The organism is Paenibacillus camelliae, assembly GCF_023715345.1.
Classification (GTDB): domain Bacteria; phylum Bacillota; class Bacilli; order Paenibacillales; family Paenibacillaceae; genus Pristimantibacillus; species Pristimantibacillus camelliae.
In genome coordinates, this window is record NZ_JAMBNY010000016.1 from 72,379 (window position 1) to 96,237 (window position 23,859).

At 42.6% G+C, this 23,859-nt stretch carries 19 protein-coding genes; 17 read left to right on the plus strand and 2 right to left on the minus strand.

Annotated features, from left to right (window positions below; translation table 11 throughout):
* Positions 1-60 precede the first annotated feature (60 nt).
* The 7 genes from M3180_RS19230 to M3180_RS19260 all read left to right on the plus strand — a co-directional run bounded on the left by M3180_RS19230 (position 61) and on the right by M3180_RS19260 (position 9,296).
* The gene (locus tag M3180_RS19230) at positions 61-1,356 is read left to right on the plus strand and encodes a homocysteine synthase (RefSeq protein WP_251670517.1); all 1,296 of its coding nucleotides are present in this window, start codon (positions 61-63) and stop codon (positions 1,354-1,356) included.
* Positions 1,357-1,454: 98 nt separating this feature from the next.
* Positions 1,455-1,988: a deoxycytidylate deaminase gene (locus tag M3180_RS19235; RefSeq protein ID WP_251670519.1), complete on the plus strand. Its 534-nt coding sequence runs from the start codon at positions 1,455-1,457 to the stop codon at positions 1,986-1,988.
* A gap of 77 nt (positions 1,989-2,065) precedes the next feature.
* The gene (locus M3180_RS19240; protein WP_251670521.1) at positions 2,066-4,624 is read left to right on the plus strand and encodes a ComEC/Rec2 family competence protein; all 2,559 of its coding nucleotides are present in this window, start codon (positions 2,066-2,068) and stop codon (positions 4,622-4,624) included.
* 175 nt (positions 4,625-4,799) lie between these two features.
* On the plus strand, positions 4,800-5,348 hold the full coding sequence (locus M3180_RS19245) for an RNA polymerase sigma factor (protein ID WP_251670523.1): 549 nt from the start codon (positions 4,800-4,802) through the stop codon (positions 5,346-5,348).
* Entirely contained in the window at positions 5,345-6,391 is a 1,047-nt protein-coding gene (locus M3180_RS19250) for an anti-sigma factor family protein (protein ID WP_251670525.1), read from the plus strand. Before M3180_RS19245 ends, M3180_RS19250 begins: the two co-directional genes overlap by 4 nt.
* 230 nt (positions 6,392-6,621) lie before the next feature.
* Entirely contained in the window at positions 6,622-7,683 is a 1,062-nt protein-coding gene (gene holA, locus M3180_RS19255; protein WP_251670527.1) for a DNA polymerase III subunit delta, read from the plus strand.
* A gap of 296 nt (positions 7,684-7,979) precedes the next feature.
* Entirely contained in the window at positions 7,980-9,296 is a 1,317-nt protein-coding gene (locus tag M3180_RS19260; RefSeq protein WP_251670529.1) for an MFS transporter, read from the plus strand.
* A gap of 785 nt (positions 9,297-10,081) precedes the next feature.
* Here M3180_RS19260 and rpsT read toward each other — a convergent pair.
* Positions 10,082-10,354: a 30S ribosomal protein S20 gene (gene rpsT, locus M3180_RS19265; protein WP_251670532.1), complete on the minus strand. Its 273-nt coding sequence runs from the start codon at positions 10,352-10,354 to the stop codon at positions 10,082-10,084.
* A 193-nt stretch (positions 10,355-10,547) separates the two neighbouring features.
* Here rpsT and gpr point away from each other — a divergent pair, with 193 nt between their 5' ends.
* From gpr to dnaJ, 10 genes are all read left to right on the plus strand, one after another.
* Entirely contained in the window at positions 10,548-11,552 is a 1,005-nt protein-coding gene (gene gpr / locus M3180_RS19270; RefSeq protein ID WP_251670533.1) for a GPR endopeptidase, read from the plus strand.
* A gap of 684 nt (positions 11,553-12,236) precedes the next feature.
* Positions 12,237-13,451 carry a stage II sporulation protein P gene (locus M3180_RS19275; RefSeq protein ID WP_251670535.1) on the plus strand — a complete coding sequence of 405 codons (1,215 nt, stop codon included), beginning with the start codon at positions 12,237-12,239 and terminating at the stop codon, positions 13,449-13,451.
* A 17-nt stretch (positions 13,452-13,468) separates the two neighbouring features.
* Positions 13,469-13,933, plus strand: a complete 465-nt coding sequence (locus M3180_RS19280; RefSeq protein WP_251670537.1) for a hypothetical protein — start codon at positions 13,469-13,471, stop codon at positions 13,931-13,933.
* 166 nt (positions 13,934-14,099) lie between these two features.
* Positions 14,100-15,917: a translation elongation factor 4 gene (gene lepA / locus M3180_RS19285; protein ID WP_251670544.1), complete on the plus strand. Its 1,818-nt coding sequence runs from the start codon at positions 14,100-14,102 to the stop codon at positions 15,915-15,917.
* 101 nt (positions 15,918-16,018) lie between these two features.
* A complete protein-coding gene (gene hemW, locus M3180_RS19290) occupies positions 16,019-17,179 on the plus strand; it encodes a radical SAM family heme chaperone HemW (protein ID WP_251670545.1) in 1,161 nt (386 codons plus the stop codon).
* A 96-nt stretch (positions 17,180-17,275) separates the two neighbouring features.
* Positions 17,276-17,746, plus strand: coding sequence for an N-acetyltransferase (locus M3180_RS19295; protein WP_251670546.1), 471 nt, complete (start codon positions 17,276-17,278; stop codon positions 17,744-17,746).
* A 137-nt stretch (positions 17,747-17,883) separates the two neighbouring features.
* Entirely contained in the window at positions 17,884-18,918 is a 1,035-nt protein-coding gene (gene hrcA / locus M3180_RS19300) for a heat-inducible transcriptional repressor HrcA (protein WP_251670548.1), read from the plus strand.
* 27 nt (positions 18,919-18,945) lie between these two features.
* A complete protein-coding gene (gene grpE, locus M3180_RS19305) occupies positions 18,946-19,539 on the plus strand; it encodes a nucleotide exchange factor GrpE (protein WP_251670550.1) in 594 nt (197 codons plus the stop codon).
* Between the two features lie 105 nt (positions 19,540-19,644).
* Complete coding sequence (gene dnaK / locus M3180_RS19310) at positions 19,645-21,480, plus strand: molecular chaperone DnaK (RefSeq protein WP_251670558.1); 1,836 nt, start codon at positions 19,645-19,647, stop codon at positions 21,478-21,480.
* A gap of 89 nt (positions 21,481-21,569) precedes the next feature.
* Entirely contained in the window at positions 21,570-22,697 is a 1,128-nt protein-coding gene (gene dnaJ / locus M3180_RS19315; RefSeq protein WP_251670560.1) for a molecular chaperone DnaJ, read from the plus strand.
* Positions 22,698-23,103: 406 nt separating this feature from the next.
* Here dnaJ and M3180_RS19320 read toward each other — a convergent pair whose 3' ends face one another.
* On the minus strand, positions 23,104-23,583 hold the full coding sequence (locus M3180_RS19320) for a DinB family protein (RefSeq protein WP_251670562.1): 480 nt from the start codon (positions 23,581-23,583) through the stop codon (positions 23,104-23,106).
* Positions 23,584-23,859 lie beyond the last annotated feature (276 nt).

Below are 23,859 nucleotides of genomic sequence, written 5' to 3' on the forward strand. Positions count from 1 at the left end.
TTCATAATGGTAGGGAGTCATGATAAATAGGATATATTACCACTTTAGGAGGATTGTTTTATGTCTGAGGAAAAAAAGCTTTCTCTAGAAACATTATCTATTCACGGAGGTCAAAGCATCGATCCAACTACGATGTCTCGTGCAGTTCCTATTTACCAAACAACATCCTATGGCTTTAAAGATACAGATCATGCAGCTAATCTATTCGGATTAGCAGAGTTTGGTAATATTTATACTCGTATTATGAATCCGACAACGGATGTTCTAGAAAATCGTGTGGCGCAAATGGAGGGTGGAGCGGCAGCATTAGCAGTTGCATCTGGACAAGCTGCGATTACATACGCAATCCTTAATATTGCGGAATCAGGTGATGAGATAGTTTCTGCTACTAGCTTATATGGCGGTACATACAATTTATTCGCCCATACGTTCAAAAAGTTAGGCATTACTGTTCGATTCGCTGATCCATCTGATCCAAACAATTTCCGCGAGCTTATTAATGAAAAAACGAAAGCGGTATTTGCTGAGACGATCGGAAATCCTAAGGGAGATATTATTGATATCGAAGCGGTTGCTGCGATTGCTCATGAGCATGGCATTCCTTTCATTGTCGACAATACATTCCCAAGTCCATACCTGTGCCGTCCTATCGAGCATGGAGCTGATATTGTTGTTCATTCAGCGACGAAGTTTATCGGTGGTCATGGTACATCCATTGGTGGTGTAATCGTTGATAGTGGTAAGTTCGATTGGGCTGCGAGCAACAAATTCCCAGGCTTAACTGAACCAGATCCAAGCTACCATGGTGTTGTCTTTACACAGGCTGTAGGACCGATTGCATATATCATTAAAGCACGCGTGCAGCTTCTTCGTGATATGGGTGCTGCTTTATCGCCTTTCAATGCGTTTTTATTGCTGCAAGGACTGGAAACGCTTCATCTACGTATGGAAAGACATAGCGAAAATGCACTTGCGGTTGCAAAATACCTAGAGGCACATGATGCGGTAGAATGGGTCAACTATCCAGGCTTGGAGAGCCACCCGTCCTACGATCTAGCTCAGAAGTATTTACCAGAAGGACAAGGTGCAATCATGACCTTCGGCATCAAGGGCGGCGTAGAGGCAGGTAAAAAGCTCATTAATGCAGTGAAGCTATTCTCTCATCTGGCGAATGTTGGAGACTCCAAGTCACTTATCATTCACCCTGCGAGCACTACACATCAGCAGCTTGGCGAAGCAGAGCAAATCGCTGCCGGTGTACTACCTGGTATGGTCCGTCTATCTGTCGGTACGGAAGGAATTGACGATATCATTGCAGATCTAGAGCAAGCGATCGCAAGCAGCCAACAAGCCTAATTGTCATCGATATGGTCTGACCTGCGCAAGCTTTGCAATCCTACGCGTATTGGGATTATAATATTGCTAACATGAAATGCGAGGAAGGGAAGATCAACATGCAAAGCAAGCAACGAGAGCATGCTCGTAAGGATTGGGATACTTATTTTATGGATATTGCATATATGGTATCCACTCGCTCAAGGTGTCACCGCAGACATGTAGGAGCGGTTCTAGTACAAGGTAAGAAACTGCTTGGTACCGCGTACAACGGTGCTCCTATGGGAGTTGAAGATTGTGAAGAAGCAGGCTGTATGATCACTGAGGAATTTGAGCTCGTCCATAATGAGCATGGTGAGGAACAGGTCGTTAAAAAACAGCGCTGCATCCGTACCATCCATGCCGAGCAAAACCTTTTGCTGTTTACCGATCGAATTGATCGTGAAGGCTCCGTCGTATATGTGACAGATCAGCCTTGCTGGACCTGTGCGAATATGCTAGCTAATAGTGGTGTGAAAGAAATCGTATTTCATCGGCCATATGCGAAAGACGACCAAAAGGTTCGTCATTTAATGGAGCAGGTAGGCATTATTTTTAGATCATTACATTTGTACGAGCCGCCAGCACATGCGGCGATGGATATTCAACCATAGCAACCATATAGTAGATAAAAGGAAGAACCTAGACATTGACGTCTAGGTTCTTTTTTTGTTGAGGAGGAAAGTGAACGTTGAACAAAAGACCGGTTGTATATATCGTAATATCCTTTTTACTTGGGCATGTTGCGGCCTCGAATCAGCAGCTGAATCTGTGGATTTATCTATTAATGGCATTTATATTGTGTATAAGCATAGCACTGCTGTTTAAGCGATGTACAATAAAGCTGGCTGTGCTATGTCTACTGCTGTTTTTGGGAGGTTCTGCAGAGCGATATATGGTCGACGCTCGAAACGTTACTGCTTTGCCTGAGCAGCTCCAGGAAGCCAATGTGCAAGCGACTGGTATGATTGTCAGTGAAGTAGAGCTGGATGGAGATCGTGCTAAGTTTGTGCTTCAATCCGCTCAGCTGATAGTTAACGGTGAGGAATATGTCTTAGACAGAGCTGAAAAGTTTATCGTTCACGTGACGTTAGCTGCTGAAGAAGAGCTGTTTGAAGCGAAGCAATGGCATCGCGGCTTAGAAATTAAACTTGCAGGAGAGCTATCTGTACCTGAGGAAGCAAGCAATGCAGGGGCGTTCAATTATCGAATGTATTTGAAGCAGCAAGGCATTCACTGGCTATGGAAAAGCAAGGGTAGCAGCAATGTGAAAATTATAAAACAAGCGCGGCATATTAGCTATATGTATCATGGCGTCGACGAAATACGAAAAAAACTTGCAGCTCCACTAGACGACTTGTTTTCATCAGAGGAAAGCGGCTATCTTAAAGGATTAATATTAGGTATACGAGCAGATCTTGATCCTGAACAATTTCGAAGCTTCTCCACACTTGGTCTAACTCATATATTAGCAATATCTGGATTGCATGTAGCCGTGTTTATGTATATGGTAACGGCACTGCTCAAGCTGCTTCGTCGCAGTAAAGAGCAAATCATCTATTCGCTCCTAATTGCCATTCCGTTCTATGTTGCACTAACAGGTGCATCGCCCTCCGTACTAAGAGCTGGCATGATGGCAATGATCGGACTAATTGCTGCACGAGCGGGTAAGCTGAAGGATGGCCTTCACATTATTGCGATCGTTGCGGCTTTACTCGTGTTGTGGGATCCATATATGCTTCATGATGTCAGCTTTCAACTATCCTTCATCGTAACACTTGGACTTATTATAGGTGTTCCTGCTATTCAAAGCTTATTTTCTACATCCACACGATGGAAGTGGGCCTTGGACCTGCTTTCAATAACTATCGTTGCTCAGATCATCTCCTTCCCCGTTACGATATATTACTTTAATCAATTTCATATTCTATCATTGCTTGCTAATTTTTTTCTTGTACCATTCATAAGCACAGTCGTCATGCCCATAGCGAGCATTGGGCTGCTGCTAGGGCATTTGTCATTAACGCTCGCCAAACCAATTTCCAGCATTGTCCATTGGTGCAATGAGCTAAGTTTTGATATCGTAGCTTTATTAGGAAATGTTCATCAGCTGCATACGATTTGGGCAACACCTTCACTCATATGGATCATTCTTTGGTATAGTTTATGGCTTGCGATATTTCGTTACTGGAAAGCTAAGCACGTAGTCGCTCAGGCTGAAGACAGGAAAAAGGCGGATGATACGGAGCCAATTAATGTCATCGATGAATACAAACCAATCGATTATAACCAATCTGATCATTGGATAAAACGGAATGTTCAACCGTTAGTTTATACATTAGCGGTCGTACTACTTGTTGTATACGCTTATATTCCTCAATCGTTTAATCGGACGGGGATCATTAGCTTTCTTGATGTTGGACAAGGAGATGCTAGTCTCATTCGTACACCTACAGGGAAAATCATTCTTGTCGATGGCGGTGGAACTTTAAAGTTCGGAGAGCAAGAGGACTGGAAGCAGCGAAGGGATCCATTTGAGGTAGGGAAAAAGGTGCTGCTGCCACTGCTCATGAAGCGTGGTGTACACCACATTGATCTATTAATTATATCCCATCTTGATAGCGATCACATCGGAGGTTTATATGAAGTTGTCAAGCAAATTCCAGTGAAGGAGATTTGGTGGAATGGTAGCTTTGATACGACAGAGGATGCTGAAAAGCTCTTCTCATTAATTATGGAAAAGAGAATTCCATTGCGAACACCGCTCATCGGTGAATCGATAGCGGTAGATAGCTATACCCAAATTGATGTTCTGTGGCCATTGCTCGAGACTCCAAGTCATATAGAAGAATTAAAACGACAGAACGATCAGAGTCTTGTGTTTTTGCTTACTGTGTACAACTCTACTTTTTTATATACTGGAGATATTGGAAAGGAAGCAGAGGAACGTCTTGTGAACATGCATGCGGCTAAAGTTAAGGAAGGGCAGCTGGAGCCATTACCGACTATATCGGTATTGAAGGCAGCACATCATGGCAGTCGTTATTCAACAGACTATTCATGGCTATCCTACACGCAGCCAAGTAATACTGTTATTTCTGCTGGGCGCAACAATCGTTATGGACATCCTCATCCGGATGTTTTGGAAAGATTGTCACTATACAGTAGCCTTGTCTGGCGTATTGATCAGCAAGGAGAAGTGATGTTTAAGGTGAAAAAAGATCAGCTTTATTACTGGAAATGGAAATAGACGGTGACGGATGTATCATTATTTGATATGCTTTATTGTGGTGGAATCTATAAATGAAAAGCTATATTATTTAACGAAAATAATTTCAAATAAAAATAATGATAACAGTTATAAAGCTGCAACCTTTAAGCACATCACTTCGTCAATAAGGTTGCATGAGAGGGGGAGCTTTCACGTGGTAGAGCCATCGTTAATAAAATCGGCTCAATCGGGTGATCGGGAAGCATTAGTCACTCTTTTGCGAGAGATTGAAAACCATGTGTATCGAACGGCTTACTATATATTAAACAATGAGCAGGATGCTCTTGATGCTTCTCAGGAAGCTCTTATTCGGATTTATACTAAAATAGATACGTATGAGGAAAAGGCTCAGTTTAAGACATGGGTACAGCGAATCGTTACCAATATTTGTATTGACAAGTTTAGACGCAGCAAACCAACCGTATCAATCGAAGAGCATGAGCTTGTGTTTCAGGAAAAAAGTAATGTCGAGCATGATGTGCTTGCCGCATTTGCTATGGATGATATTAGACAAGCAATTGAGCAGCTACCTGAACATCATCGAACAGTTGTAGTTTTACGGTATTTACAGGATTTCTCGTATAACGAGATAGCAGCTTCACTTGATCTGCCTTTAAATACGGTAAAGTCCTACTTATTCCGAGCGAGACAACAGCTACAGCAATTACTACAAGATTATCAGAAAGGTGGTGTTAGGGGATGATATGCACTGAAGTAGGTGAATTAATGCAGCGGCAATTAGATTATGATTTGAATGAGCAAGAGCTAACATTGTTGATGAATCATTTAACTGAATGTGACGCTTGTAAAGATTTATTTGAGAAGCTAACACTACTGTCAGGAAGCTTGGAACAGCTGCCTCGTGTAACTCCATCGGTAAGCATTGTAGATTCAATATTGCCGGAGCTTGATGCGATTGATCGACAAAGAGTAACCGCTCAATCGAAACATAAGCGTTATGCGAGAATGCGCTGGATTACAACTGCAGCAAGCGTTGCGGCAGCGGCTTCTGTCGTATTCATAATGTCATTGGGATGGAATGGCTCTCGATCAGATAATAGCGTAGCATATGATGTTGCCATTAGTTCTTCATCTGATACTCGTGTCGCACAACCATTTGATGTTTCTAATTTATTCAGAGACAATGAAGCAATGATGGAGCGTGCAAATGATATTCAAACAGAAAGCACAGGCGCTTACACGATCGAGCCGTTGTCAACACCGAGCGGTATTACACACAACACAGATACATCAGCTACAGAAGGTAATGCAAGTGGACAGTCGTCGGTTAAAACCAACACCCCACCTTTAGCAAGCGATTCTAATGCCTCAGATGCTAGTGATCAGTCAAGAAATGAATTTGATGAAGGAAGCAAGCAGGGCGGATTTGTTAAAAAAGATATGGAAAAGCCAGAGCAAGAAATGCTAGGTATTGCAGCTGTAACGGAGAATGAAGCTGACATGGAAGAGCCTAGTACAGGAATGCTTGGCATTGCGAATGAAACTTCTGAATTAGCGAAGAATTATTCTCCAGATGAAGAGGTCTATGTTGTTATTGAAGGGCATACAATAGCGTTGTATGAGACAAGTTCGAATGAGCAGCTCCGTACCTGGGAAATGTCTATCACAGGTACCGCGCAGTTTGTCGGTTGGGATTCAGAAAGTCAATCGTTTATTTACGAAGTTACGGATGTAGAAGGTCAAACTAATAGCTATACGATAAATCTAAATGAGCAAAACGAGTAACACTTTTATACCATGCTGCGTATATATACTGTATGTAACGTCTACGACTGGTACACACCGTCGTAAGACCATTCTATAGCTAGTGCCATGGAGCTAGCTAGGAATGTTAACATATAACAAAGGGATGCCTCATGAAAGTGCGGTCATCCCTTTGTTTTGTGCTATGAGCATTGAACTTTTCTAATGACAATGGTACACTTTGTCTCGATTCAACCTTAGGAGGTGCAGCATTGGAAGCATCGGATGCAATAAAGGCAGTACAAGCAGGCAGGTTTTCACCTTTCTATGTACTGTACGGTAAGGATCGATACCGGATGGAGCAATTTGTAGAGTTGATAAAAAATAAAATGTTTCAGCCAGAAGATCAAAATATGGGGATTAATAAATATGATACGCAAGAAACCTCGCTTGATGAGATTATGATGGAGGCTGATTCTGCTCCATTTTTTATGGAGAAAAAGCTAATTCTCGTTAAGGACAGTGTTGTATTTGGGACAGGTAAGGACAACTCGAAGCTTGAGCATCGTCAAGAAGCGATATTAAATTATATCGAACATCCTCTGGAAAGCTCAGTTGTTGTATTTATCGTTAATGCTGAAAAGTTAGATGAACGAAAAAAGCTTGTAAAAAGCTTGAAAAATAGAAAAGTCATTATTCACTTTCCTGAGCTGGAGCCTAATCAATTGCTGCAATGGCTTAAAAAAAGGGCTGGAGAACAAGGAAGGCTGCTGGATCCTGATGGAGGAGAGCTTCTCATTCGAAGAGTTGGCGTGTCCATGCAGCAGCTGGTGCAGGAATTGGACAAGCTGTGCTTGCACGTAGGAGAACGTGGAGAGATCACACGGGAGCTTGTAGATCAGCTTATAGGCGTAACGGTTGAAGAAGATGTATTCCTGCTTGTAGATGCCATTGTGAATGTAAAGCTATCAGATGCGCTTGCGATGTATAAAGCGCTGCTAATTCGTAAGGAAGAGCCAATTAAGCTCGTTGCACTTATTGTACGACAAATTAGAATGATGATTCATATAAAAGAGCTTGAAGGGCATCACTATAGTCCTCAGCAAATTGCTGGAATGATTGGTGCTCACCCCTATGCAGTTAAACTAGCAGCTGAAAAATCAAAAGGCTACCAGAAAAAAAGATTAGCTGAGCTGCTCAGCTCATTAGCCGATCTTGATTATGGCATGAAAACTGGAAAAGTTGATAAAGCGTTAGGATTAGAGCTATTCATATTGTCACTAGGTAGTAGCTATACACTATCCTTTCAAAGCGAATCCTTTATGATGGATTAACAGTGAGAATGGCTGTAGCTGCTATTCACTTCAGAGCGTTCGTACATAACCTCGTCCTTTACAAAGTCACAACAAGGGCGGGGTTATTTTATATTTATAGCGATACATATACATGTAGGAGTAAAAACAATACGAATAAGACGAAATAGTAGACTAGCTTAATCAGAAGGTATGATTAGAAATGGGGAATTGAATTTAATTTTGAAAGGAAATGAAAGTAATATTCGTAAGGAGCATCTAAAGGGTGCTACAAGAGGTAAGTATTTTATGAAGTAGAATGAAGGGTGAGATTTCGTTTGACACAACAAAAATCATTTGCAAGATTTTTAATTGTATGGTTTGGGCAGTTGATCTCTATGATTGGTATTGGACTTACTGCATTTTCACTTGGAGTATATGCATTTGAAACGACGAATACGGCAACTGCTGTTGCGTTAATTACGTTGTTTGCTTTTGTACCTAACATATTGTTGCGTCCGATCGGTGGAGTGCTGGCAGATCGTTACGATCGACGTCTCATGATGATTGTCGGTGATCTAGGTGCAGCTATAGGCTTGATGTTCATACTTATGATGATGTTAACGAATAATATTGAGCTTTGGCATATTTATGTCGGTGTCTCAATTAGCTCGATTTTTTCATCCTTGCAGGCCCCGGCATATCGTGCCTCCGCAACAGATTTACTAGAGGAGAAGGACTTCTCCAAAGGGAGTGGACTTGTTCAGCTTGCAGAATCAGCAAAATTTTTATTCTCACCCATCATTGCGGGCATACTATTATCGATTACGACAATTGAGATCATATTAGTCATTAATATAATGACATACCTCGTTGCAATACTAGCGGTGTTTTTTATTCGAAAGAAGCTGATTGCGGCTTCACAGCACGAAGAGCGCAAGCCTTGGTATTACGAAATAATAGAGGGCTGGAATACGATAAAAAATAATCGAGGTGTTCTGCTACTTGTTATCATTGTGTCGATTATTACCTTCTATCTTGGATTTCTGGAGACGTTAATTGGGCCTATGCTTTTATCATTTACAACTGCCAAAACACTAGGGATGTTCCAGTCTATAAGTGCGATTGGCATGCTTATAACCTCATTACTGATCGGGATGTTTTCGTTAACGAAGCGTTATTCCTCTATGCTTGTTATGGGCTTGGTGTTAGCTGGCTTTGCTTTCGCAATGCTTGGCACCACGACGAATATTTATATGCTCATTTTTGCAGGCTTTTTATTTTTAGGATCGTTGCCATTTGTTAATACGAGTGCGGATGTGCTCGTTAGGCGAAACATTCCCAATGATAAGCAAGGTCGTGTCTGGGGGATTATTGGAATCCTGTCGCAAGTAGGCTTTATTATTGCGTATAGTACTGCTGGTCTACTTGCCGATAAGGTGTTTAATCCTTTGCTTGTGGAAGGTGGGAAATTAGCAGGTTCAGTCGGTTCTGTTATTGGAGTAGGTCCAGGCAGAGGGATTGGGTTGTTATTTATAATAGCAGGTTTTCTTGTCGTCGTTGTCGCGCTATTGACTTCACGGATACGAGCTATTCAAGCTCTGGACGAGGAGAACAATTTACATACTGCTCCTGTTAGTAATGTGCTCCATTAGTTGCTCCGTAAATGGTGGGGTTCTATAGCCGTTGTAGTGTTGAGCATCGCTACGTAAATGGTGAGGTTCTATAGCCGTTGTAGTGTTGAGCATCGCTACGTAAATGGTGAGGTTCCAATTGCTGTTGCCCTCTGATTTCTGGAAGGGGATTAATGGTAGAAATCAGAGGACAAAGGCAACCGCTTCGCTTTTCCACTCTCACCATTTACTCCGCTGTAGCGTCGTTATGGCGGATGCAACGAAGCGAACCTCACCATTTACTCCGCTGTAGCGTCGTTATGGCGGATGCAACGAAGCGAACCTCACCATTTACTCCGCTGTAACGTCGTTATGGCGGATGCAACGAAGCGAACCTCACCATTTACTCCGCTGTAGCGTCGTTATGGCGGATGCAACGAAGTGAACCTCACCATTTATCCAACTATAATATCATCGTGAGCATTCGCTTCAATTAATATTTCTCGCTCTTCACTCCGCTAATGGTCATCGTGGTTGTCGCTCCACGGTTACAATCTTCAATTGTTTTGCTGCTCTTCCTGAGCCGCATGCCTAATCACTATTACCAGCCATTCTCTTCGCAGATACTGTGCTTTAGCCACCGGTACTAATCTACTACTGTAACAACTGCCGTTATTGCTGTGTACGAGCACTCTATGCATTTTCTAGCATAATTGCTTTGAGAAGCTTTACTAAGAAGTAGCCACACTCCTTGCAATGCTAGGTTCCCGTATTAAAACACACAAAAAAACCTCGACCAGAGGACGAGGTTTTACATTCATCGGCTATTAAGCTTGTGCGCTAAGAGCGTTCAATCTTTTAGCAAGACGAGATTTTTTGCGGGCAGCCGCATTTTTATGAATTAGGCCTTTAGTTACAGCCTTGTCCAATTTCTTCGAAGCAGTGATCAAAGCAGCTTTTGCAGCTTCAACATCAGCGCCTGCAATAGCTTGGTCAGCTGTTTTAACTGCAGTACGAAGTGCAGAACGTTGAGAAGCGTTCAGTGCGCGACGTTTTTCATTAGTTTTTACACGTTTGATCGCGGATTTAATGTTTGGCATGGAATTCACCTCCTAGACTAGTCAAAGCGTTTCATGTTCCAGAAACCTGTTCAACACAACTTAAAATATATTAGCATGTGCGTAGTCAAAATGCAAGAGCAGAGCGGTGATAAACATTAAAATGGCTGTGCATGAATTGTTGTACAAGAGCGAACAATACGAATGTAAAACAATGATAGAGGAGGCATTTAAAATGTCAGAACTTGATTTATCTCCATATCAGGTACGTACTGATCTAGCAATCGAAGCTGTTGAGATGGCTACGGAGCTAGCGACCGCCCCAATTACTGGTGTCGAAAAGGAAACGTTTGAAGATCAAGGGATTACCATTACACGCTTGCACGTGCAAAATCAAGTAGGTTCTCAAGCTATCGGTAAAATGGTCGGCAGATATGTAACGATTGAGGTGCCTCAGCTGCGCAATGGGGATACGACGCTACAGGATCGTGTAGCTACACATATGGCGAAGGAGTTCGAATTGTTTCTTCAGCGGCTTTCTATTACAAAGGATGCAAAGGTATTAATTGTAGGACTCGGTAACTGGAATGTAACACCAGATGCTCTTGGTCCTATCGTAGTGGAAAATGTTATGGTAACGAGGCACTTTTTCGAGCTGATGCCAAACGACGTAGCGCCTGGCTACCGTCCAGTAAGTGCTGTGTCACCTGGTGTACTCGGAATAACAGGGATTGAATCGAGCGAAATTGTTAGAGGAATTGTCGACCAGTCGAAGCCTGATCTTGTTATCGCGATAGATGCACTTGCTTCTAAGTCCATAGAGAGAGTGAATACAACCATTCAAATAGCTGATATTGGTATTCATCCTGGATCAGGCATTGGAAACAAACGTAAAGGATTAACACAAGAAACACTAGGCGTCCCTGTGATTGCAATCGGTGTCCCAACAGTTCTTTATGCATCAACCATCGTTAACAACACCATTGATCTAATGCGCAATCACCTTGCAAAAAACAATGGCGATAACGATAAAATTTTCGGGCTACTTAATCAAATGAATGAGCAGGAGCGACTGTCGTTAGTAAAAGAAGTACTGGAGCCAATTGGTCACAACATGCTCGTGACACCGAAAGAAATCGATGAATTTATCGAGGATATAGGTAACATCATTGCCAGTGGATTAAATGCATCGCTACATGAGGCAATCGATACGAACAATGTAGGTGCATATACACATTAAATGTGAATGGAATCCTTATCGGGGCTGTGACAAAAGCAAAGCGTTTGCTTTTGTCACAGCCCTTTTAAGCTTGATTATGTGAACTAGGCACAGCTCACAAATAACCTAGCGGAGTAAGTGGCGAATTGAAACCACGCAGCACAGCCCACTTTACACACCCGGTGGAGTAACGGCGAAGTTATCCAACGAAGCGATACCACACAAGTCGTCTCAATGGAGTATGTCACGATGTTGATCCCAAGAAGCGATGCCACATGCTGTTCCTATTGAACACATGCCGTTCCTATTGAGTAAGTGGTGAGATGCCACGAAGAGATACCCCGACAGAACACTCCAAGAAGTAACACAAGGTGAACAACGCAGCAATACACACAAGCTGCTCCAGCGGAGCAAACGGTGAGAGTGGAAAAGCGAAGCGGTTGCCTTTGTCCTCTGATTTCTACTATTAATCTCCTTCCAGAAATCAGAGGGCAACAGCAATTGAAAGCTCACCGTTTGCGGAGCGCTGAAATCAGAGGGCAACAGCAATTGAAACCTCACCGTTTGCGGAGCGCTGAAACCTCACCGTTCACGTAGCGCCTAAAGTCTCTCATTCTATCAATTCCAAAATATAGTTCTAGCACAGCGAGCAGGCTCATAGAGTAGAAGTAGAATGATAGAAATCAACTGGAGAGGGAGATTGCAATGGAAAGAGAGCTTAAACTAACGGTAGCGACCGAACGTTGGAATAGTGCGGAGGAATGGAAGGAATTAAAAGGCTATGCCAAAACATTTATGCTGTTAATGCTATTATCGATGACGTTCGTTATATTGATCGGAATCGGTTCGTATATGAGACATGAGATAAGTGCAAAGCAAACGACGTATGGTCTTGCAACAGTTGACATCAAGCAGTCTGCACTACAGGGAATGCTTGCCGAAGAGCTGCCTTATTACGCGTCCAATCAGAAGCTAGACACGTTCTCTTTATCAAGCTTAGGACTATGGCTGCTAGAAAAGGTAACAAATGTATCATTACTCGATCCAGCTAGCCTTGTTGCTAGTGAGATGCTATATAGCAGTGTAGAAGAGCAATCTACATTAATCCATGGAGGAGAAGGCTCCGATCCGGCGATAGCACCACAGGATGATAAGAACATGAGCTTAGCGCCGATTGATGACGAGTATTTGGACGAACTGTTAGCAGAAGTGGGCAATGACAATAGCAGCGAACCAGATGAGGTTCCAGTTGCGCCGGAGCAAGAAGAGGAACCGGCTCAACCACAAGGAGTAGAGAGTGCTGCTAAGCCAGTTGCATTCATCTATCACACTCATAACCGCGAATCGTGGAATTCTGAAACTTCGAACGATGATGCACAATCAACGAAGAACAATATAACATTAGTTGGTCAGCGATTAGCCGAGGAGCTAGAGAAGCATGGGCTAGGAGCGATGGTATCCGATACGGATTATCCAACCGCTGTACCTGACTATGAGTGGGAGTATAGCTATAAATACTCTCGTAAAACGGTTAAAGAAGCGATTGCAAGCAACGACGAGCTGCAATATGTATTTGATTTGCATCGTGATTCTCAAGCTAGAAAATATACGACAGCTGAAATTAATGGTGAGAGCTATGCACAGGTATACTTTATTATTGGACAACGTAATCCAAATTGGAAAGAAAACGAAGCGTTTGCCCTGAAAATTCATGAGAAGCTTGAAGAGCAGTATCCAGGTTTATCTCGTGGCATTTGGGGGAAAAATGCGAATAGCGGCAATGCGGAATATAATCAGACGTTGTCCAGTCAAAGCGTTTTAATAGAAGTTGGCGGTATAGACAATACGCTTGAAGAAAGCTATCGAACGGCGAAGGCTTTAGCTGACGTTATTGCACAAATCCATCAATCTGAGGGCTAGTAAAGGAGGGAGTAGCTATGTTTCGCAATAAGGCTTGGAAGTGGCTCGTATTGGGAGGTGCCATTACGGTCATCTTGCTGTACATGCTCGAAATGACAACGACAGGTATAGAGCGCATTTATGGTCCACTGGATGAAACTGCGGCTGCGGCACAATCTCAGACAAGCAACGAGAAAGCTATCGGTCTAATCCCTATTGAAGCTGCTGATGATACTCAAGCCTCTGACAGTTTCAAAACGAACTTTACTCCAAAAAGCCCGATTGATAAGGAAATTGCTGCACTAGAGGCTGAAATCGCAGAGCTGAAACGACTTGCACTGCTTAAAGAAAAGGAAGAGCTTCAGCAAAAGCTTTTATTAAATGAGGATGCAGCTAAACCAGCTGTAAATCGAGTGGCTGATACGACTTCCGAGGTACTGCAAAACGCTTCTTCATCTGGCCTGCAATTTATAGCCAAATTATTTAGCAATGTGATTGATTAGGTGATACGATGTGTCGACAGGATGTGCTTTCAATAAAGCCTTTCCTGCCGACACATTTGCTTTTTTTATAAGCATTAAAACTTTTATATACGTGTCCATTGATGTGAATAACGTTTAACGGTATAATAGGTTGATTGATTATTCAAGGAATGTGTGGAGGTTAGGCATGACCGACGTTCGCGAAAGACAGAAGAAAATTAGAAATTTTTCGATTATCGCTCATATTGACCATGGAAAGTCGACATTAGCGGACAGAATTATTGAGCTAACTGGAGGGCTCAGCTCACGTGAAATGCAGACACAGGTGCTTGATAAGATGGACCTGGAACGTGAGCGTGGTATTACGATTAAGCTTCAGTCTGTACGATTGACATATCGTGCGAAGGATGGCGAAGAGTACTTACTCAACTTGATCGATACACCTGGACACGTCGACTTTACATATGAAGTATCACGAAGCCTAGCGGCTTGTGAGGGTGCTTTATTAGTTGTCGATGCTGCACAAGGGATTGAGGCTCAAACGCTAGCTAACGTTTACCTAGCGCTTGATAATAATTTGGAAATTATACCGGTTCTTAATAAAATAGATCTGCCAAGCGCGGAGCCTGATCGTGTGAAGCAAGAAATCGAGGATGTCATTGGACTTGATGCAAGTGAAGCTGTGCATGCATCTGCAAAAGCCGGTATTGGAATAGAGGATATTCTTGAGCAGGTCGTAGCTAATGTGCCAGCGCCTGAGGGTGATCCTGAAGCGCCACTCCAAGCTCTTATATTTGACTCTCATTACGATCCATACAAAGGTGTTATCGTCTATGTCCGTGTAGTAAACGGCTCAATTAAGGCAGGTCAAAACATTCGCTTTATGGCAACGAATGCGGAGTTTGAGGTTATTGAGGTGGGCTGCTTTACACCGAAAGCAGTAATCGTTGATGAGCTTCGCGTAGGCGATGTTGGATTTGTTGTAGCGGGCATTAAAAATGTGAAGGATACTCGCGTCGGGGATACGATTACCGATGCTGATCGTCCAGCAGGTGAGGGGCTGCCAGGTTATCGCCGTATTAACCCGATGGTTTATTGTGGCCTATATCCAATTGACTCACAGGACTACAATGACCTGCGTGAGGCACTAGAAAAGCTAGAGCTAAATGACGCATCCCTTCGTTACGAGCCGGAGAGCTCGACTGCGCTTGGATTCGGTTTCCGTTGTGGATTTCTAGGCTTACTGCACATGGAGGTTATTCAGGAGCGGATTGAGCGCGAGTTCAATATCCCACTGATAACGACTGCACCGAGCGTTATTTATCGAGTAACATTGACGAACGGAAACGTATTAGAAATAGACAATCCTTCTAATTATCCAGATTCCAGTAAGCTTGATTTTGTTGAGGAGCCGTTCGTTAAAGCAAGTATTATTGTGCCAAATGATTATGTTGGTTCCGTTATGGAGCTATGTCAGAATAAACGCGGTGAATTTATTAATATGGAATATTTGGATGAGAATCGTGTCACGATTACGTACAATCTTCCATTAGCCGAGATCGTTTATGACTTCTTTGACCAACTGAAATCAAGCACTAAGGGATATGCATCCTTCGATTATGAGCTGATCGGTTACCGTAAATCCAACCTTGTGAAAATGGATATTATGCTAAATGGTGAGCAAGTCGATGCGTTGTCAGTCATCGTTCACCGTGATCGTGCTCATCACCGAGGACGGATTATCTGTGAAAAGCTTAGAGGCTTAATTCCTCGACAAATGTTCGAGGTGCCTGTTCAAGCCTCGATCGGAACGAAAATTATTGCTCGTGAAACCGTTAAAGCGATGCGTAAAAACGTATTAGCCAAATGCTATGGCGGTGACATTAGCCGTAAGCGTAAGCTGCTTGAAAAGCAAAAAGAAGGTAAGAAGCGCATGAAGCAGGTTGGTAACGTTGAAGTACCGCAGGAAGCGTTTATGGCGGTATTGAAGATCGACGAAGATTAATAGCTGCTGCATGATTGCAGCTTTTATGAAGGGCTGGCTTTGTTGTCGATGTGCATATCGGTGACGAAGCAGCCCTTTTTTATACGAAAGGAGGAGTATGAATGCAGCCGATTCCAGAGGCACTCTATATTCATATCCCATTTTGCACCAATAAGTGTCACTATTGTGATTTCACTTCCTATATATTGAAGGGTCAGCCTGTTGATGAATACTTGGACGCATTAGAGCTAGAGATGCGACTAACAACCGAGCAATGGAAGCCGAAGCAAATTAAAACTGTGTTCGTAGGAGGTGGTACACCTACGGTACTTACACCACCGCAGATGGAGAAGTTTCTAAGCTCCGTTCGTCGCTGGTTTCCACTGGCGGATGACGTGGAGTTTTCTATGGAGGCCAATCCTGGCACAACTGATCGCGATAAGCTGCAGGCAATGAAGGACGGAGGAGTTAACCGAATTAGCTTTGGCGTACAGTCCTTCGATAATGAGTTGCTGAAGAGAATTGGCAGAATCCATGAGGTGGATGATGTATATCGTAGCTTAGAAAATGCAAGAGCAGTAGGTTTTACGAATATGTCGATCGATCTCATGTTTGGACTTCCAGGGCAGACGGTAGAACTGCTCGATGAGAGCGTGCAAAAAGCGCTGGAGCTAGACCTGCCACATTATTCCCTCTATAGCTTAAAGATCGAGGAAAACACACTATTTCACAGGCTGTATGAACGCAATGAGCTAGTGCTTCCTCCAGAAGAGGATGAGTACAAGATGTATCTGCACCTCATCGACCGAATAACAGAAGCAGGCTATAAGCATTATGAGATAAGTAATTTTGCGAAGCCAGGCTATGAAAGTCGTCATAATAGCACATATTGGCGCAATGAACCATACTATGGTTTAGGCACAGGAGCCCATGGCTATGTGAACCGTCAGCGTCATATGAACATCAAAGGAGTTCAGCCATATATCGATGCCTGCAAGTCGAAACTCCCTCGATTAGAGCAATACGATATTAGTGAACAGGAAGCGAAGGAAGACTTCATGATGGTTGGTCTGCGGCTGTTAGACGGTGTTACGGCGTCACGCTACAGTGAGCAGTTTCCACAGTCCACGCTTGAAGCTGATTTTGGCGAAATGATTGAACGACAAATCAAACAGGGGTTAATGGAACGCATTCCCGCTGATCAAGATACGATCTATCGACTAACGAAGCAAGGACTATTACTCGGTAATGAGGTGTTCGCGGCTTTTTTAGCAGATGAGTAATTTTTGGGATTGCAAAAACTCGTGGATTGATGTATATTCATTCATATTGATTGAATAATTATTAGTTCATGTGCAACCCCGGAGGTGAAGGCAGCAGTGAAAACATTAAATGTATTATGTAGAAATGCAACAAGAGAAGATGTTGAATCACTATACACGTTAATTACTGGCTACGCGGAGAAAGGAATTATGCTGCCTCGCTCGCGTGATGCACTGCTACGAAGTATAGATACGTTTGTGGTTGCGGAAATTGACGGTCAGTTTGTAGGCTGCGGCGCTTTGACGAAGCTGGGAGAGGATTTAGTAGAAATTCGCTCGCTCGGCATGTCTGAAGGCTATAAAGGCTACGGAATCGGTGGATTAATCGTTGAACAGCTTATAAAAAATGCGAAAGAATTAAAAATTAGTAAAATCATGGCACTCACTTATGCAGTTTCTTTCTTCGTTAAGAATGGATTTGAGATTGTGGAAAAAGAAATTTTTCCTGAGAAGGTTTGGACAGATTGTGTTAATTGTCCAAAGCGCCATGCTTGTGACGAAATTGCGGTCATGAAAAAAATAGGATAATTTCGCGGAACGATACCAAATCGACTTGACAATGATCTAGCCGATTTGGTATTTTTGTATTAATGATTAGCACTCAAAGTTAATGAGTGCTAACGAAGTTGAACAAGCATGAAACCTATTGAATGGAGGATGATGAAATGCTAACAGAGCGACAAAGGTTAATACTAAAAGCAATTGTAGATGATTACATTCGATCAGCAGAACCTGTCGGATCTAGGAGCATTTCCAAGCGAGATGACATCGGTTATAGTCCGGCTACCATTAGAAATGAAATGGCGGACCTTGAGGATCTCGGATATTTAGAGCAGCCGCATACGTCAGCTGGTCGTATTCCTTCTACATTAGGCTACCGCTATTATGTTGATCATTTGCTTAATCGGAATGAACAGTTAGGTATTGAGATCGACAGAGCAAAAATCCGTTCCTTTCTAACTGATGAGTTGAACCGGATGGAGCAGGTGATACAGCATGCTGCGCTTGTGCTTTCCAACTTAACGAACTATACATCCATACTATTAGGACCAGAGCTATTCACTAATTCATTAAAGCATTTTGGCTTAGTACCACTGAATGACAACAGTGCAGTAGCGATCATCGTTACCAATACCGGGCATGTTGAAAATCGTACCATAACGATACCTTCAGGATTGTCTATGGATAAGCTGCAGCAAGTAACGAATATTTTGAACGCTAAGCTGGCAGGTGTGCCGTTAATACAGCTGAAGTCTAAGCTATATACGGAAGTCGGACATGAGCTAGAGCGTTATGTCGGACATTTCGAAGGACTGCTTAATGTTATCGAGGATGCATTAAAGCAGGGAGACGAGCATCGTGTCTTTATGAGCGGAACAACGAATATGCTCATTCAGCCTGAATTCAAGGATGTAGATAAAGTTAAAATGATACTAGATATGCTTGAGGAAACTCCAACGGTTATGAAATTGTTTTCCTCGCAACCACAAGGTATCCGTGTTCGTATAGGTACTGAAAATACACATCAAGCTATAGCAGATTGCAGCTTTATTACTGCAACCTATGAGCTCGATGGAGATGTGCTTGGAACAATTGGAATACTAGGGCCGACTCGTATGGAGTATGGCAAGGTAATCTCTTATCTGGATTTTATCTCAAAAGATATGAGTGTTATTTTGGGGCGTTGGTTTAACAAATAAGCCGCACTAAATATAGGAGGTGACAGGGTGAGTACGAAGGAGCAAAACAATGAGTTCGTTGACCTTGAGGAGCAAAAGCTTGAGGGGAATACTCATGAGGAAGCGATGGAGACAACCCTAGAGGAAGAAGAAACGATGTCAGCGGAAGCTGATCAAACTACACAAGCTGATGAGGCTGTGGCAGAACAATTGAATAAGCAGCTAGAGGAAGCGAACAGCAAGCTGTTACGTGTTCAGGCTGATTATGATAACTTCAGAAAAAGAACACAGAAAGAAAAAGAAGAGCTGGCAAAGTATGCTTCTGCTAAGCTTATCGAAAATCTGCTTCCATCGATCGATAACTTTGATCGTGCACTAGCTGCTTCTGAAGCGACAGGTGATTTTGAGGCATTAGCTAAAGGTCTTGATATGATCTATCGCCAGCTGAAAAGCACGATGGAAGCCGAAGGACTTGCTGAGATGGAGCCAGTTGGAACACCATTTAATCCAGAATTCCATCAAGCAGTGATGACGGTTGAAACTGATGAGTATGAAGAAGGCATTGTTGTTGAAGTGTTACAAAAAGGCTACATGCTGAAGGATAAAGTCATTCGTCCTGCAATGGTAAAAGTAAGCGGCTAAGCTGCTTCAATCTGCAATGAATACTTAAAGATTAAAAATAAATCATGAGCGTTGTGATATACGCAATGCTTCATTAGATTGATATAAATTTAGGAGGATTCGTAAATGAGTAAAGTTATTGGTATTGACCTTGGTACTACAAACTCCTGCGTTGCTGTTATGGAAGGCGGCGAGGCAGTAGTTATTCCTAACCCAGAGGGCGGTCGTACGACTCCATCTGTCGTAGGCTTCAAAAAAGACGGAGAGCGTATCGTTGGTGAAACAGCTAAACGTCAAGCGATTACTAACCCAGATCGTACAATCATGTCCATTAAACGTCATATGGGTACAAACCATAAAGAAGTAATTGACGGAAAAGAATATTCTCCACAAGAGATTTCTGCGATTACGCTGCAAAAACTAAAATCAGACGCTGAGGCATATCTTGGTCAGCCGGTTACACAAGCGGTTATTACTGTTCCTGCATACTTTAATGATAGTCAGCGTCAAGCTACAAAAGATGCTGGTAAAATCGCTGGTCTTGAAGTACTTCGTATCGTCAATGAGCCGACTGCAGCAGCACTAGCATATGGCTTAGAAAAATCTGAGGATCAAACAATTCTAGTATATGACCTTGGTGGTGGTACGTTTGACGTATCTATCCTTGAGCTTGGCGATGGTTTCTTTGAAGTTAAAGCAACAAGCGGCGACAATAAGCTTGGTGGTGATGACTTTGACCAAGTCATTATTGATTATCTTGTTACAGAATTCAAAAAAGAAAACGGCGTAGACCTATCTAAGGACAAGGCAGCTATTCAACGTCTAAAGGATGCAGCTGAAAAAGCTAAAAAAGAGCTTTCAGGTGTTTTAACTACGACGATTTCTCTTCCGTTTATTACAATGGTAGACAGTGTACCTGCTCACTTAGAGATGAATCTAACACGTGCTAAATTCGAAGAGCTTTCTGCTGATCTTGTAGAGCGCACGATGGTGCCAACTCGCCAAGCATTGAAAGATGCAGGACTTTCTACAAGCGAAATTGATAAAATTGTTCTTGTTGGTGGATCAACTCGTATTCCTGCAGTTCAAGATGCAGTTAAAAAGCTAACTGGTAAAGAACCGCACAAAGGAGTTAACCCGGATGAGGTTGTCGCACTAGGTGCTGCAGTTCAAGCGGGTGTGTTAACGGGTGATGTTAAGGATGTCGTTCTACTTGACGTAACTCCGCTATCACTTGGTATTGAAACAGCGGGCGGCGTATTTACGAAAATGATCGAGCGTAATACAACGATCCCTACAAGTAAAGCGCAAATCTTCTCCACGTATGCAGATAATCAGCCAGGCGTTGAAATTCACGTGCTTCAAGGTGAGCGCTCCATGGCTGCTGACAATAAAACATTAGGTCGCTTCCAGCTAAATGATATTCCACCAGCACCACGTGGCGTACCTCAAATCGAAGTTAAATTCGATATTGATGCGAACGGTATCGTTAACGTATCTGCGATGGATAAAGGAACTGGAAAAAGCCAAAATATTACAATTACTTCATCTAGCGGCTTAAGTGACGAAGAAATCGATAAAATGATGAAGGAAGCCGAGCTGCATGCAGAACAAGATGCGAAGCGCAAAGAGCTTGTTGAAGCGAAAAACAATGCAGATCAGCTTGTATACCAAACAGAAAAAACGTTAAAAGACCTAGAAGGCAAAGTTGATGCAGCGGAAGTAGATAAAGCGAATGAAGCGAAAGAAAAACTGAAATCTGCAGCTGCAACAGACGACATTGATCAAATTAAATCCGCAACAGAAGAATTGACTGCGATCGTTCAGCAGCTTTCCACTAAGCTGTATGAGCAGGCACAGCAAGCGCAGGCAGGTGGCGCTGAGGGAGCGGATGCAGCACCAGGTAAGGATGATGTTGTAGACGCTGATTACGAAGTTGTCGATGATAACAACAACAAGTAATAATTAGCTATGAAAGGTCAAAGCGGGTTATTCCGGTCTTTGACCTTTCGCTTGTCATGTTGTAAAAAGGTAATGGGAGGTGAGATCAATTGGCTGAAAAGCGAGATTATTATGAGGTGCTTGGGGTAAGTAAGGATGCATCTGGTGATGATATTAAAAAAGCTTACCGTAAGCTCGCTCGACAATATCATCCTGACGTCAACAAGGCGGCGGATGCTGAAGATAAATTCAAGGAAGTCAAAGAAGCATATGACGTGTTAAGCGATGATGGCAAACGTGACACGTACGATCGTTATGGTCATATTGATCCGAATCAAGGTATGGGAGGCGCAGGTGGCGCTGACTTTGGTGGATTTGGTGATATATTTGATATGTTTTTCGGTGGCGGTGGACGCCAGCGTGATCCGAACGCGCCTCAACGTGGTAAGGATCTGCAATATACGATGACGATTGAATTTGTTGAAGCGGCATTTGGTAAAGAAACAGAGGTTACAATTCCTCGTGAGGAGAACTGTGATACTTGTCGTGGTACAGGTGCTAAGCCTGGCACGTCTCCAAAGGTTTGCTCGACATGTCATGGTTCTGGCCAGCAGGAAGTCGTGCAAAATACACCATTTGGTCGCATTGCTAACCGTCGTGTATGTCAAAGCTGCCGTGGTACTGGTAAGATGATTACCGATAAATGCGGAACATGTCACGGAAATGGTCGTCTAAGAAAGCAGCGTCGCATTAAGGTGAACATTCCAGCTGGTGTAGATGACGGTCAACAAATTCGTATTAGCGGTGAAGGTGAAGGCGGTAAAAACGGTGGACCTGCTGGTGACCTCTATATCGTGCTGCGCGTAAAATCTCACGAATTCTTCGATCGTGAAGGCGATGATATTTACGTAGAGGTTCCAATTACGTTCGCACAAGCAGCACTTGGCGATGATATTGAAGTACCGACCTTGACTGAGCGAGTGAGAATGAAAATTCCAGCTGGCACGCAAACAGGGAAGTACTTCCGTCTAAAAGGTAAAGGCGTACCAAAGCTAAGAGGCGGAGGAAACGGCGATCAGCATGTCAAGGTTACAGTTGTAACACCTACAAACCTTACAGAAGAACAGAAGGATCTGCTTCGTCAGTTAGGTGGGTTGGGTAATCAAGCCGTTGCTGCAACGGAAGAGCATCATGAATCGATCTTTGAAAGAATGAAGAAAGCGTTCCGCGGCGAATAGAGGCTCACATACTTTTAATGCGCTCGAACATTCGGTGCTCACATTCTTTTAATACGCTCGAACATTCCTGCGGAATGAGGGTCGCTTTGTTAAAAGTATGTTCGCTTGGAGCTTATTGAATATAAACCGAGATATACCTTTGAATTGCAATTGCAGCTCTGTTGTTAGTTGATGACTAACAAAAGGGCTGCAAACTTCATTCCGGTATCGCTCGGTTTTTTTTGTGATCGTACACTGTAAGGTCATATAAAATGAAACGGAACCTACCGTGATCGCAAAGTTGGAGATGAAAATAAAAAAACGGAAACGTGGTATTTCTAAAGATCAAGTAAGTGTCGTTGTTACCTACGACTATAAAAAACAGTAATACCATTTTCAAATGTGTGGGTCTTAGAATTGAATAAAATCAAATTACAGATAAAATTTGATTCTTATGATGGATGTCATGTTCTATAAACTCGTAGATAATGTAAAGCAATGAGTAAGGAGTGCTTGTATGTGGACAATTTTCTACGCCGTTTACGGTCACATGTTTGACGGCAACGTCTGGATCTGTAAGCAGTATCTCGATTAACTTAAGACGTGTTTGCTTGAATTCTTCGAGCAAACTATTTTTTGAAATGCCCGAACGGGCATATTCATAGGCCTTTTGGTTGAACGAATTGAAGTCTGGAAAGACCATTCCTTTGCCATTTTTAATAGCAGGGATAATCGTATTGATGAGGTAATTATCCCAATTTTGAAGATGCGAAACAATTTCGGAGACTGTTGCTTTCCCTTCGGTAATTGGAGTTAACCATATTTTATCGTCCAAATCACGCAATGTATCCGTCCACTCTATAAATTCTTTATACCGATGAATTGTATCATTGCTTAAGTTAATCATATTGAAAACCTCCACATTTATTAAATGAAATAGGAACTTATGTTCTCATTATATTCTTTATACTCCCAGGAATCTACTAAAACTAACACTAACGATTAACATTAGTGAATAAAACTTGTAATCAATAATAATTGAACATCTAATTAGTTGAATCAATTTCATAAATCTAAAGCCTTGCTAGATCTAGCTTTCTAATGTACAGAAAAAGGAGTACCTCCCTAAATCTCGAATTGATTAAGTGACCAAACGAAACCAATGAGATGAGGTGTACTCCCA